Genomic DNA, 12,965 nt, shown 5'->3' with positions numbered 1-12,965 from the left:
CTCCTTTTTCCCGTTTATCAGTCGTGTCTTTTTCAATATCATCATACAGAAAGTTTTTCTTCCGGAAAACCGCCTTGATCAAATTCCAGTTTTACCCACGAAAACAAATTCATTTTTTCCGCATACTACTGCTATAAAGGGCTTTAAAGGAGGTATACGATGCTGCGCCGATTACGGAAGAAACTCAGAAGACAGTGGGGCGGAATGCTCCGGAAAAAAGTCATCGCGTAGAAGGGATCTTTCGGTTTTTGAAAGTCCCTTTTTTGCTCGAGACTTTCCTTATAATCCGTTTTCGAATATAATAGAATAAGCGAGTCTAACATACGGCATTTAAGGAGAGATTTGGATGATTTATAAGGTATTTTATCAAGAGAAGGCTGACGAAGTACCTGTTCGGGAAAAAACAGATTCACTTTACATTGAGGGCGTTTCAGAACGGGACGTCAGAACGAAACTGAAAGATCAGAAATACAACATTGAATTTGTTCAGCCTGTGGACGGTGCTTTTTTAGAATATGAGAAGCAGAGCGAAAATTTTAAAGTATTGGAGTTATGAGCGGAATGAAATTTGTAAAAAATGACCAGACTGCCGTTTTCGCCCTCGGCGGATTGGGCGAGATCGGGAAAAATACGTACGGGGTGCAGTTTCAGGATGAAATTGTACTGATTGATGCGGGAATCAAGTTCCCGGAAGATGAACTTCTCGGCATTGATTACGTAATCCCCGATTACACGTATTTAGTAAAAAATGAAGATAAAATTAAAGGTCTGTTTATCACCCACGGTCATGAAGACCATATCGGCGGTATTCCGTACCTGCTCAGACAAGTAAATATTCCCGTTTACGGCGGTAAACTCGCGATCGGCTTACTTCGGAATAAACTTGAAGAGCACGGGCTGTTAAGACAGACCAAATTAAACATCATCGGTGAAGACGACATCGTGAAGTTCCGCAAGACGTCTGTATCCTTCTTCAGAACAACACACAGCATTCCGGATTCATACGGAATCGTCGTCAAAACACCGCCGGGCAATATCGTACATACCGGGGACTTTAAGTTCGATTTCACACCGGTAGGCGAACCGGCTAACTTGACAAAGATGGCTGAAATCGGGAAAGAAGGCGTTTTGTGCCTGCTTTCTGACAGTACAAACAGTGAGGTGCCTGATTTCACCATGTCAGAACGCCGCGTAGGCGAAAGCATTCACGATATTTTCCGAAAAGTGGACGGCAGAATTATATTTGCGACATTCGCTTCGAATATACACCGTCTTCAGCAGGTGATTGAAGCAGCCGTTTTAAACGGCAGAAAAGTTGCCGTATTCGGACGCAGTATGGAATCGGCTATTGAAATCGGACAAAATCTCGGTTACATTACCTGTCCTAAAAATACGTTTATTGAGCATAACGAAATCAATCGTTTGCCTGCCAATAAGGTAACGATTTTATGTACGGGGAGCCAAGGTGAACCGATGGCGGCGTTATCACGCATCGCTAACGGGACGCACCGGCAGATTTCCATTAATCCCGGAGATACAGTCGTCTTTTCTTCCTCTCCGATACCCGGAAACACAATCAGCGTAAGCCGCACCATCAACCAGCTGTACCGTGCGGGCGCAGAAGTCATTCACGGTTCATTGAATGACATTCATACATCCGGACACGGCGGACAGGAAGAGCAGAAATTAATGCTCCGCCTGATCAAACCGAAGTTCTTTATGCCGATTCACGGTGAGTACAGAATGCAGAAAATGCACGTCAAACTCGCGACTGATTGCGGCATACCTGAAGAAAACTGCTTTATCATGGATAATGGCGAAGTGCTGGCCCTCAAAGGCGAAGAAGCCGCTGTGGCAGGCAAAATTCCGTCCGGCTCCGTTTACATTGACGGAAGCGGAATCGGTGATATCGGCAATATCGTGCTCCGCGACCGCCGCATTCTTTCAGAAGAAGGCCTTGTTATCGTTGTTGTCAGCATCAATATGGACGACTTTAAGGTTTCGGCGGGACCTGATTTAATCTCAAGAGGTTTTGTATACATGAGAGAATCCGGTGATTTGATCAATGACGCGCAGCAGCTCATTTCGAACCATCTGGAGAAAGTAATGGATCGGAAAACAACGCAGTGGTCCGAAATTAAAAACGAAATTACCGATACGCTTGCTCCGTTCCTATACGAAAAAACAAAACGCCGCCCGATGATCCTTCCGATCATTATGGAGGTCTAAAAAAACTGCACTCATTACGAGTGCAGTTTTTTTATTGCAGCGGAATATGCTGAAAGGCTTTGACATCAAACAGACCGGCCGCCGTCATTTTAATATCCGGAATCACCGGAAGGGCTAAAAACGATAAGGTGAGAAACGGATTGAAATCACCGGTGAATCCGAGCAGAGGAAGCTTTTCATGAAGCACGCCCAAGCTGTCATTGACCCATTCCGCCGACTTATCAGACAAAAGCCCGGCGATCGGAAGCGGAACGGAGTGAAGCAATTCTCCGTTTTTCACGGCTGTTAATCCGCCCCCGGTGTCACGGAGCCTGTTGATTGCTTTTGCCAAATCGGCATCGTTTGTACCGACGGCGATGATATTATGGGAATCGTGAGAAATGGTTGTGGCGATGGCGCCTTCTTTTAACCCGAACCCTTGTACAATCCCGAGTCCTATCATTTTTTCGCCGCTGTGCCGCTCTGCTACGGCGATTTTTAATAAATCATTATCTGTATCAGAACGAAACGCGTCAGCAGACGGTGCAGGCACTTCTTTTTTTCTCGTCTCCAAATGATTCGGTATCATTTCGATTACTTTCATTTTCCTGCCCTCATGAATCGGCATATAAAAATCAGATTCAGTCAGCGGCGATTTCAACCGCACTGTATCCAACAGCGCCTGGTCCGGCGAATAGGAACCGGCAGACTGTTCATCAACCGTTCGCCCGTTCTCGGCAACGGTCCGGCCGGCGACCATGGTCTTCGTGACGGCAGCCTCCCGTACATCTGAAATAAACAGCAGATCTGCGTCAAAACCCGGCGCTACCGCCCCTTTTGTTTCAAGGCCGTAGCACTCAGCCGCATTTAAGCTGGCGAGCTGATACGCAAGGAATGGATCAAGTCCGGCCTTTATCGCCATTTTGACTTGGTGGTTCACACTTCCTTCTGAAAGCAGATCATCTACATGCTTATCATCCGTACAAAAGAAAAAGCGGCGCGCGTTTTTTTCATTCACCGCCGGCAGCACATTGAGCGTATTTTTTGCCACCGATCCTTCGCGCAGCATGACGTACATTCCCCGTCTGATTCTGTCCAGCGCTTCTTCTTTTGTCGTCACTTCATGATCATTTGACACCATTGCGGTTCTGTATATATTGATGATATCTGAAGACAGTCCGGCTAAATGCCCGTCGATCCGTTTTCCGTGACGCTTGGCATCAAGCAGTTTCTGAAGCATATCCTCTTCACCTTCCGCAACAGACATATAATCCATTACTTCCGCAAGCCCGAGCACCTCTTTCTCCTGATAAAAAGGCTTTAAATCCTCGGCTTTTAATACAGCTCCTGAGCGTTCAAAGCTAGCGGCGGGAACACAGGAAGGAAGCATGAAACGGATGTTCAGCGGCGCCTTTTTCGCCTGCTCTATCATAAATGAAATGCCTTTTGCTCCGGAAACATTCGCAATTTCGTGAGGATCAGTAATGACAGTCGTCACTCCGTGAGGGAGGACGGCTTTAGCAAATTCAATCGGAGTAACCATAGAGGACTCGATATGAACATGTCCGTCAATAAAGCCCGGAACGATCATTTGGCCTTCTGCATCAATGACTTCTTCCCCTTCATATTCGCCCAGCCCGACGATCACTCCGTCCGTAATGGCGATATCTGCAGAGATCCATTCCTGGTTAAATACATCCATGATTTTTCCGTTTTTAATGACGGTATCGGCTTTTTGTCTGCCGGCTGATGCATTCAGCCGTTCAGCCAGTGTTTCTTTGTTCAAAATGAGGCCTCCTCTTTTTCTTTATATGGTACAATATGCTATCGGATCGCCTGATCATAGTCAATAAAAATTGCAGAATATACCGCTTACATGATAAATGTCTTTCTATTCTGACATAATAAAAGACCGTCCTTTTACGGACGGCTTTTCACTTTGTATGAAGCACTCTTTTTTCAAATCGGGAAATGTCCGTAAGAGAGCCGATAACGATGAGAATATCTTCTTTTTGAATCATTTCAGTCGCCAGCGGAGATACGATCACTTCTTTTTCTCTCTTGATCGCCACGATATTAATGCCGTACTTCGCCCGGATGTCCAGATCAAGCAGTGTGTTGCCCGCAAGCCTGCTGTTGGCCACGATCTCCACAATGCTGTGTTCGTCGGACAGCTCCAAATAATCAAGCACATTATTTGATACGATGTTGTGGGCGATGCGTTTTGCCATGTCACGTTCAGGGTGGACGATGTGATCGGCCCCGATTTTCGCAAGCACTTTCTCATGATAATCGTTCTGCGCTTTAACCGTGATCGTGTTCACGCCGAGTTCCTTTAAGATCAGCGTCGTTAAAATGCTCGCCTGTATATTTTCGCCGATTGCCACAATGACGTGGTCAAAGTTGCGCAGCCCTAAGTTTTTCAGCACCGATTCATCGGTTGAATCGCCGATGACCGCGTGTGATGCGATTTTGGCGTATTCATTTACTTTATCTTCATCAATATCCATCGCCATGACCTCAAGGCCTTCTTCACTTAATGCTTTGCAAATACTTCCGCCGAAGCGTCCGAGACCGATAACGGCAAACTCTTTTCTCATAACAGTACTCCTTTAAACAATATCTCTAATAGGAATAGTATCACATTTTCGGCAATGAGTTCATATAGCGTTTAAGCTTTTCTGAAAAGGCGAGTGATAAATACAGGTCCGCTCCGCGTTCGATTTCTTCCTGATAGTGACCCGGAGGCGCAATTTCCTCAGCTTTATCAAGAACCAGAAACGTCAGGACGCCTCTGTATACACGGCCGCCGGCACACACTTCTATGAACGCGGGACGGTATGTGTGGTTATCAACACCTTCTCTTTTGTACAGATAGGTTGCCGCTTCAAACGGGAGCTTGTACAGCACGCCTTCAGTTCGTCCCCCGTCTTCAACAAGATCGGCTCTGGAACCGTCAGGACGCCTTAACGTGAATCTCGTCGAATACCCTTCAACAACCGCCCCTCCGACCGGCTCGGCAAAGAAGTGGTCGACCCCCGCCTGTTTAAACCGGGCATTGTCCATACAGGAGCCGTAAGCAAAATAATAAACCGGACTGTCATCCTCCCGTTTCATAAAACGGTATTCTTTCCAGTCTCCGCTTTTGATACGGCTGAATGAGGCACACTGGTCGGGCTTTACGACATATGCGAAGGCGGTTTTATTCCCGGCATCCGTCGTCACGGCAACCTCTTTCCGGTCAAAATCAGCATAATACATATCCAGCTTACGGATCATCTGATGATCTGTTTCATACAATTCCCCGTACACAAAAGCTGTTTCTGCTAAAGACGCCGCAGGCTGACCTTTATCCGTTTCGTACAGCACACCGTTTATCGCGGCCTGCTCGCACACACACGGAGCGCCTTTCAGCAGTTCATGGTTTTCTTCACGCTTCCGTAACAAACCGTATACAAAAAGAAGCAAGTTATTTTTCCTCCTTTTGGACAGCAGCCGCTTCTAACGGCAGAATCACCTGAAACGTACTGCCTTCTCCATTTTTGCTCTTAATGTTAAGTTTACCATTATGCTCCTTCAGAATTCGTAAACAAATCGGAAGCCCGAGACCCGTTCCCTGATCTTTTGTTGAGAAAAACGGTTTGCCGATGTTTTCAAGCTTTTCTTTCGACATGCCGTTTCCTTCATCCTGTATGCTGATCACCGCGTATTCTTCATCCCGTTCTGTATAAATATGAATATTCCCGCCGTCAGGCATCGCTTCAATCGCATTTTTAATAATATTGATAAATACCTGTTTCAGCTGGTTTTCGTCACCGTTGACCATACAGGACTCAGTCTGCCTGAAATCCTTCTCAATCACAGTGTTTGACAGCACCGCGTTCGTGTCAAGAAGCGTCGCCACCTGCCTTAAAATATGGTTGAGATGATGAGCGGTAAACGTCACGGTCTGCGGCTTGGCGAGCAGAAGCAGCTCCCCCAGCACGAGATCAATCCTTTTAATCTCCGAAAAAATAATATCGAAATAATCCGTTCTTTCCGGATACTGGGCTTTCATCAGCTGGAGAAAGCCGCTGACTGACGTTAAAGGATTTCTTACTTCATGGGCGATTCCTGCCGCAAGCTCTCCGGCAATGGCCAGCTTTTGAGATTGCATGGCAAGGCGTTCGTTCGTTTCCAGAAGCTCGTCGACCGCTTTTTTCCGTTCACTGATATCAGACATCGTCCCCAGGCTCCCGACAAATTTCTGTCTGCGGTCATAATACAGCTTATAATGGACTTCCCCCCAAAAAATCGTGCCGTCTCTTTTAATATATTTGGCCGTAAACATTCCTGACGGGGACTGCTGCTTGATTTGGGAGATAATATAATCAATGATATGTTTTTCTTTTATAAAATAATCATTATACATCGTGCCCATACATTCGCTGATGGAGTGGCCCGTAATCGTCGTCCAGGCCTGATTCAAATATGTAATATTCCCTTGTGAATCCGTCTGAAAAACGATTTCCTGCAAATTGTCCATGATCCGGTTTTTCTCATCTGAAAGCGCCTTTGCTTTCTGCTCGCTGTCCTTCAGCTCCGCCAGCAGCTGCTTTTTATTGTCCACATAATAAGCCAGCAGCCAGACGCTGATTAATGTGACGGCGGTAAAGGTGATGTCAACGGGCCAGTTAATCGGATTCCGTTCAATCATATAAAATAAATAATCCCAAAACATAATAAAAATCATTGCCAAGATTAAGGAAATGATACGCGCTTGATATTTTCCCATAGTCCCACCTGCCGCTAGCATTTCTACATATATTGTAACATTGTTGACTGCATTATTGACTAAAAAATGATAACTATTCCCAATTAATTGAGCAGGTTCGCTTACTTTTCCCGTGAGTTTTTGCACAAGTTCATAATAAAAGGACGGAATAATGCCCCGCCCTTTTTGCTGATTATGATCTATCTTTTAACGCTTCCTCGATTTCCTCAAGCAGCATTTTCGCTCCTTCAGGACTTAAAATAATTTTGCCGTTGCCGTACTCCTGATTTTCGGAGGTAATTTCCCCGGTCATTAAGCAAATGCCGTGCGGCTTGTATTTTTTTAAGACAATTTTGTCTCCGTCAACGAAAAATTCAATACTATCTTTAATAGCGATATCCAATGCTCTTCTCAATTCAATCGGCATGACAATACGCCCGAGTTCGTCTACTTTTCTTACTACACCAATTGATTTCATAGAAATCCCCTACTTCCTTTAATGTCTCTTCTTTATGTCCAAGGAAAATCCTTCATAAACGTAGACGAAAGGAACGGAGCAAAAGTTTCTCAGCATCCGGAAATGAATGTTTTTTACAGAAAAAAAGCCTTTTGAAATACGGGATACAGACTTTCCCTCCTTTTTTACAAAAACATTTCATTCCCGGCGGAAACCCCCAAAAATCGTGGTTTTTCTCAGAAACTTTAAATGTAGAATCAATTAAATCAGGATAGGGATTGGGTGAAAACATGTTTCAATCAACTGAGATCGGAATCGACTTAGGAACCGCTAATATACTTGTTTACAGTAAAAATAAAGGTATTATTTTAAACGAGCCTTCCGTTGTCGCTGTAGATACAACAACGAAAGCGGTGCTTGCCATCGGAACGGATGCCAAAAGCATGATCGGAAAGACGCCGGGGAAAATCGTCGCCGTACGGCCGATGAAAGACGGTGTCATTGCTGATTATGATATGACAACTGACTTATTAAAACACATTATGAAAAAAGCCGGAAAAAAAATCGGAATGACCTTCCGCAAACCGAATGTCGTCGTCTGCACGCCTTCAGGCTCAACAGCCGTTGAACGCCGCGCCATCAGTGACGCTGTCAAAAACTGCGGAGCGAAAAACGTTCACTTGATTGAAGAACCCGTAGCCGCTGCAATCGGGGCCGACCTCCCTGTTGACGAGCCGGTCGCAAACGTCGTCGTAGATATCGGCGGCGGTACGACTGAAGTCGCCATCATCTCATTCGGGGGCGTCGTATCCTGCCATTCGATCAGAATCGGCGGCGACCAGCTTGATGAAGATATCGCCTCGTTCGTCAGAAAAAAATACAACCTGCTGATCGGGGAACGCACGGCAGAACAAGTGAAAATGGAAATCGGATTTGCATTGATCGAACATGTGCCGGAAACGATGGAAATCCGCGGGCGTGACCTTGTAACCGGTCTGCCGAAGACAATCAGACTGCAGTCTAATGAAATTCAGCACGCGATGCGTGAGTCGCTCCTGCATATTCTTGAAGCGATCAGAGCGACGCTTGAAGATTGTCCGCCGGAGCTCAGCGGTGATATCGTTGACCGCGGCGTCGTGTTAACCGGCGGAGGCTCCCTTTTAAACGGGATGAAAGAATGGCTGACAGATGAAATCGTCGTTCCCGTTCATTTGGCGGCAAATCCGCTTGAATCAGTGGCTATCGGCACTGGGCGTTCATTAGACGTCATCGACAAGCTGCAAAAAGCGATTAAATAATAAGATTGTGCTTCTTTTTTCTCCGGCCGGCTCATATTGTGAGAACTGGAGAAACATTAAGGAGGAAGCATATGCTTAGAGATGTGGGAAGACGCGTAGCAGTAGCCGTCATTTTAAGCGGAATTATTTTGGGGGGTATGAGCATTTCACTGGCCAATATGCCCCATTCTCCGGCCGGCGGCGCCGTAAAACTGAATCACCCGTAAAGACGCAGCAAAAGCTGTGTCTTTTTCGTTTGTGCTCCTTTCTTTCCTTTATGAGGCGTTATTTGATATGATGAGAAAAACCGATGAGGAGGAATGAACGATGAGTTCGTTTACTGAAAAGTTAAATACATATGCTCAGCTGGCGGTAGAAGTCGGCGTCAATGTCCAAAGAGGACAGCATGTCGTAATCAATGCCTCAACTGATGTCCGGGAACTTGTCAGACTGCTTGCCAAACATTCTTATGAAAAAGGCGCAAAAAACGTCACCGTAAATTGGCAGGACGATGAACTGTCCAGATTAAAATACGAGATGGCACCTTTTGAAGCGTTTGAAGAGTATCCTGAATGGGAAGCAAAAGGAAAAGAAGAGCTCGCGAAAAAAGGGGCTGCGTTTATTTCTGTCGTCTCATCCGACCCCGACCTGTTAAAAGGCACTGACGGCAAACGGATTGCAGCGTTCCAAAAAGCCGCCGGAAAAGCATTGCATACATACAGACAATATATTCAATCAGATAAGGTCAGCTGGACGGTGATCGGAGCTGCTTCAACAGGCTGGGCGAAAAAAGTGTTCCCGGATCAGCCGGAAGAAACAGCCGTTCAGCTTTTATGGGAAGAAATTTTCAAAACGACCCGCGTAAATGAAGAAAACCCTGTGGAAGCATGGAAAAAACATGATCAAAATCTTCATGAAAAAGTGGAACACCTGAACAAAAAACATTACAGCGCCCTGCATTATCAGGCTGAAGGAACAGACTTAACCATTGAACTGCCGAAAAAACATGTATGGGCAGGCGCGGGAAGCGTGAATGAAAGCGGTCACGAATTCATGGCCAACATGCCGACAGAAGAGGTTTTCACCCTTCCGCAGCGTGACGGGGTGAACGGCACGGTTTCCAGCACGAAACCGCTGAGCTACGGCGGCAACATTATTGATAACTTCACTCTTACCTTTGAAAACGGCCGCATTGTCGATGTGAAAGCTGAAAAAGGCGAGGAGATTTTAAAAGGCATCGTCGAAACCGATGAAGGCTCACACTATCTCGGTGAAGTGGCCTTAGTGCCTTACGATTCACCGATTTCACAATCAAATATTTTATTTTACAACACACTGTACGATGAAAACGCCTCTAACCACTTGGCGATCGGCAGTGCGTATGCCTTTAATATTGAGGGCGGCAAACAAATGACACGGGAAGAGCTTGTTAAAGAGGGCTTAAATGAAAGCATTACACACGTAGATTTTATGGTCGGTTCCAAAGACATGAATATCGACGGTATTACCGCGGACGGGAAAAGAGAACCGATCTTCAGAAACGGAAACTGGGCATTTTAATAAAAAAAGGAGGCGATCAGGCCTCCTTTTTATTTCGCTTCATACATTTGCAAGTTGGCGCAGACGGTTTCCAAAACAGGTGTATCAATTGACAAGCCTTTCGCTTTCTCAAGCAAAAAGCCGTGTAAATGATCTCCTTCCGTCACCCTGCCCTTTTCCATATCTCTCAGCATCGACGATTTCATATGGTAAGACATGCTTGTCAATGTGCGATAACTCTCTTCTTCCAGACCAGGATCTTTCGGGATGCCGGCAGCCTTGAAAATGGCTCCGATTTCAGCAAAGAGGCGCTTTGCCGTGCTGCGGCCGCCTTCTGTTTCTAAAATCGGTCCGACCGGCTGTTGAAACAGAGTGGTCACTCCCGCCTGCGCGGCAATAAACATATATTTTTTCCAAATGTCCTTTTCAATATCCCCGCTGATGATGACATCCGCTTTCACGCCTGCAAATGCGTTTTCCAGCTCGTTCATACGTTCTGTGCGCTCCCCGTTCCATTCACCGAAAACAAAGCGGTGGGCAGCGCTCGTATGAAGAATTTCCCCTTTGTCGTTAAGGGCGCTCTCAATAAAGCAGAGGCCGCCCAGCACCTGCCGTTTTGAAAAAGCTTCAAACAGCTGGTTATAGTGCCTGTATCCGTTTAAAAAAGGAATAATGACCGACGAAGGTTTGACAAACGGTTTGACATCCCCAATGACGTCCTGCAAAGAATACGCTTTTGATGCGATGATAACGGCGTCAAACTCTCCATCTTCGCCCGCCATGATTATTTTCGGCTTGATTGAAACATCACCATTTGCACTTTTGACGGTCAATCCCGTCTCTTTTAATTGTTCCGCCCGCTTCTGACGGACGAGAAACGTAACGTCATTTCCCTTTTCTGCAAGTCGCGCGCCGATATATCCGCCCACTCCCCCAGCTCCGACAACTAAAAACTTCATGATGCATTCCTCCGTCTCTTTTCAATTTATGTATTCCTTTATTGTAATGGGAAGTCAGAAGATTGAAAACTTTTTTCATAAATAAAAAAGCAGAGTCTCCCCTGCTTCTTTATTACGCGTATAGCTCTTCAAGCTTTTTCTGCACATCCGCGTTTTCAAGAAATTCGTCATAAGACATTTGTTTATCAACAATGCCTTTAGGCGTTAATTCAATGATGCGGTTGGCAATTGTCTGTACAAACTGATGGTCATGAGATGAAAACAGCATAGCGCCTTTAAAGCTGATTAAGCCGTTGTTAAGCGCCGTAATGGATTCCAAATCTAAGTGGTTTGTCGGTTCATCCAGAATTAAGATATTCGCACCGGAAAGCATCGCTTTTGAAAGCATGCAGCGTACTTTTTCTCCTCCGGAAAGGACGTTTGATTTTTTGTTGACTTCTTCTCCTGAGAACAGCATGCGTCCTAAGAAACCGCGCAGAAAGCTTTCGCTTTGGTCATGCGGCGAGTATTGGCGGAGCCAGTCGACAAGGTTCGCATCGCTGCCGTCAAAATACTCGCTGTTGTCTTTAGGGAAGTACGCCTGAGATGTAGTCACGCCCCATTTAAATGTGCCGCTGTCTGCTTCCATTTCCCCGGAAATGATTTTAAACAATGTGGTAACGGCAAGTTCGTTGCGGCCCGTAAATGCGATTTTGTCTTCTCTGTTCATAATAAAGCTGACGTTATCAAGCACCTTAACCCCGTCAATCGTTTTTGTTAAGCCTTCAACCCGCAGCACGTCATTTCCGATCTCGCGTTCCGGCGTGAAATTGACATAAGGATAACGGCGTGATGACGGTTTAATATCATCAAGCGTGATTTTATCAAGGAGTTTCTTTCTTGATGTCGCCTGCTTTGATTTAGAGGCGTTGGCGCTGAATCTGGCCACGAACTCCTGAAGCTGTTTAATCTGCTCTTCTTTTTTCTTGTTGGCTTCCTGAGAAAGCTTTAAAGCAAGCTGGCTTGATTCATACCAGAAATCATAGTTGCCGACGTACACTTGAATTTTATTAAAATCAAGATCGGCGATGTGCGTGCACACTTTATTTAAAAAGTGACGGTCATGGGATACGACGATGACTGTGTTCTCAAAGTTGATTAAAAACTCTTCCAGCCACTGAATCGCTTTCAGATCCAAGTGGTTGGTCGGTTCATCAAGCAGCAGAACGTCCGGCTTGCCGAACAGCGCCTGTGCCAAAAGCACTTTCACCTTTTCTGAACCGCCTAAGTCGGCCATTTTCTTCGTATGCAGGTCTTCAGAGATGCCCAGCCCCTTTAACAAAATAGCGGCTTCACTTTCAGCTTCCCATCCGTTTAATTCCGCAAACTCTCCTTCAAGTTCAGCGGCGCGGATGCCGTCTTCATCTGAAAAATCAGGCTTCATATAAATCGCGTCTTTTTCCTGCATGACTTCGTATAAACGTTTATGCCCCATGATGACGACTTTCAGCACTTCACAGTCTTCATATTCAAAGTGGTTCTGCTTCAGAATGGCAAGACGTTCGCCCGGGCTCATATGGACATCGCCGGTCTGCGGCTCCAGCTCACCGGATAAAATTTTCAAAAATGTTGATTTTCCGGCACCGTTTGCGCCTATTAATCCGTAGCAGTTGCCCGGCGTAAATTTAATATTGACATCTTCAAATAACTTGCGATCCGCAAAACGCAAGCTCACATTATTTACAGCAATCATTTAGAATCCTCCATCGTGTCTATCATCATTAAAAGTATAC

At 45.7% G+C, this 12,965-nt stretch carries 12 protein-coding genes; 5 read left to right on the top strand and 7 right to left on the bottom strand.

Annotated features, from left to right (window positions below; genetic code table 11):
• Positions 1-346 precede the first annotated feature (346 nt).
• Both ACWJJS_RS08325 and rnjA read left to right on the top strand, forming a co-directional pair.
• On the top strand, positions 347-556 hold the full coding sequence (locus ACWJJS_RS08325; protein WP_003154548.1) for a DNA-dependent RNA polymerase subunit epsilon: 210 nt from the start codon (positions 347-349) through the stop codon (positions 554-556).
• A 5-nt stretch (positions 557-561) separates the two neighbouring features.
• Positions 562-2,229: a ribonuclease J1 gene (gene rnjA, locus ACWJJS_RS08320; protein ID WP_007409649.1), complete on the top strand. Its 1,668-nt coding sequence runs from the start codon at positions 562-564 to the stop codon at positions 2,227-2,229.
• Positions 2,230-2,260: 31 nt separating this feature from the next.
• On the opposite strand, the gene ade is transcribed toward rnjA, so the two are convergent.
• The 5 genes from ade to ACWJJS_RS08295 form a co-directional block, all read right to left on the bottom strand.
• Complete coding sequence (gene ade, locus ACWJJS_RS08315) at positions 2,261-3,994, bottom strand: adenine deaminase (protein ID WP_369614269.1); 1,734 nt, start codon at positions 3,992-3,994, stop codon at positions 2,261-2,263.
• A 148-nt stretch (positions 3,995-4,142) separates the two neighbouring features.
• Positions 4,143-4,808 carry a Ktr system potassium transporter KtrC gene (gene ktrC / locus ACWJJS_RS08310; protein ID WP_003154554.1) on the bottom strand — a complete coding sequence of 222 codons (666 nt, stop codon included), beginning with the start codon at positions 4,806-4,808 and terminating at the stop codon, positions 4,143-4,145.
• Between the two features lie 40 nt (positions 4,809-4,848).
• Complete coding sequence (locus tag ACWJJS_RS08305) at positions 4,849-5,676, bottom strand: gamma-glutamylcyclotransferase (protein WP_454023474.1); 828 nt, start codon at positions 5,674-5,676, stop codon at positions 4,849-4,851.
• A 1-nt stretch (position 5,677) separates the two neighbouring features.
• Complete coding sequence (locus tag ACWJJS_RS08300) at positions 5,678-6,982, bottom strand: ATP-binding protein (RefSeq protein ID WP_014304932.1); 1,305 nt, start codon at positions 6,980-6,982, stop codon at positions 5,678-5,680.
• A gap of 172 nt (positions 6,983-7,154) precedes the next feature.
• Positions 7,155-7,439 (bottom strand): AbrB/MazE/SpoVT family DNA-binding domain-containing protein, encoded by a 285-nt coding sequence (locus ACWJJS_RS08295; protein ID WP_024085249.1) that lies wholly within the window; start codon positions 7,437-7,439, stop codon positions 7,155-7,157.
• A 269-nt stretch (positions 7,440-7,708) separates the two neighbouring features.
• Between ACWJJS_RS08295 and mreBH the strand changes: the two genes are divergently transcribed.
• The 3 genes from mreBH to ACWJJS_RS08280 all read left to right on the top strand — a co-directional run bounded on the left by mreBH (position 7,709) and on the right by ACWJJS_RS08280 (position 10,255).
• The gene (gene mreBH, locus ACWJJS_RS08290) at positions 7,709-8,716 is read left to right on the top strand and encodes a cell shape-determining protein MreBH (RefSeq protein WP_003154558.1); all 1,008 of its coding nucleotides are present in this window, start codon (positions 7,709-7,711) and stop codon (positions 8,714-8,716) included.
• A gap of 71 nt (positions 8,717-8,787) precedes the next feature.
• The gene (locus ACWJJS_RS08285; RefSeq protein ID WP_003154559.1) at positions 8,788-8,922 is read left to right on the top strand and encodes a protein YkpC; all 135 of its coding nucleotides are present in this window, start codon (positions 8,788-8,790) and stop codon (positions 8,920-8,922) included.
• Positions 8,923-9,022: 100 nt separating this feature from the next.
• Positions 9,023-10,255, top strand: coding sequence for an aminopeptidase (locus ACWJJS_RS08280; RefSeq protein ID WP_070081754.1), 1,233 nt, complete (start codon positions 9,023-9,025; stop codon positions 10,253-10,255).
• A 29-nt stretch (positions 10,256-10,284) separates the two neighbouring features.
• Here ACWJJS_RS08280 and ACWJJS_RS08275 read toward each other — a convergent pair whose 3' ends face one another.
• Together ACWJJS_RS08275 and ACWJJS_RS08270 are read right to left on the bottom strand one after the other, a co-directional pair.
• A complete protein-coding gene (locus ACWJJS_RS08275) occupies positions 10,285-11,193 on the bottom strand; it encodes a ketopantoate reductase family protein (protein WP_102421869.1) in 909 nt (302 codons plus the stop codon).
• 112 nt (positions 11,194-11,305) lie between these two features.
• On the bottom strand, positions 11,306-12,925 hold the full coding sequence (locus ACWJJS_RS08270) for an ABC-F family ATP-binding cassette domain-containing protein (protein WP_003154562.1): 1,620 nt from the start codon (positions 12,923-12,925) through the stop codon (positions 11,306-11,308).
• Positions 12,926-12,965 lie beyond the last annotated feature (40 nt).

Source organism: Bacillus sp. JK106 (assembly GCF_053663355.1).
The sequence above is the reverse complement of the archived record's forward strand: the minus strand, read 5'-3'. Positions and strand labels throughout refer to the sequence as shown.

Excerpts from the sequence above, each read along its gene's own strand:
- ACWJJS_RS08325 (WP_003154548.1), top strand. The coding sequence starts at position 347 with ATGATTTATAAGGTATTTTATCAAGAGAAGGCTGACGAAGTACCTGTT.
- rnjA (WP_007409649.1), top strand. The coding sequence starts at position 562 with ATGAAATTTGTAAAAAATGACCAGACTGCCGTTTTCGCCCTCGGCGGA.
- ktrC (WP_003154554.1), bottom strand. The coding sequence starts at position 4,808 with ATGAGAAAAGAGTTTGCCGTTATCGGTCTCGGACGCTTCGGCGGAAGT.
- ACWJJS_RS08300 (WP_014304932.1), bottom strand. The coding sequence starts at position 6,982 with ATGGGAAAATATCAAGCGCGTATCATTTCCTTAATCTTGGCAATGATT.
- ACWJJS_RS08295 (WP_024085249.1), bottom strand. The coding sequence starts at position 7,439 with ATGAAATCAATTGGTGTAGTAAGAAAAGTAGACGAACTCGGGCGTATT.
- mreBH (WP_003154558.1), top strand. The coding sequence starts at position 7,709 with ATGTTTCAATCAACTGAGATCGGAATCGACTTAGGAACCGCTAATATA.
- ACWJJS_RS08285 (WP_003154559.1), top strand. The coding sequence starts at position 8,788 with ATGCTTAGAGATGTGGGAAGACGCGTAGCAGTAGCCGTCATTTTAAGC.
- ACWJJS_RS08280 (WP_070081754.1), top strand. The coding sequence starts at position 9,023 with ATGAGTTCGTTTACTGAAAAGTTAAATACATATGCTCAGCTGGCGGTA.
- ACWJJS_RS08275 (WP_102421869.1), bottom strand. The coding sequence starts at position 11,193 with ATGAAGTTTTTAGTTGTCGGAGCTGGGGGAGTGGGCGGATATATCGGC.
- ACWJJS_RS08270 (WP_003154562.1), bottom strand. The coding sequence starts at position 12,925 with ATGATTGCTGTAAATAATGTGAGCTTGCGTTTTGCGGATCGCAAGTTA.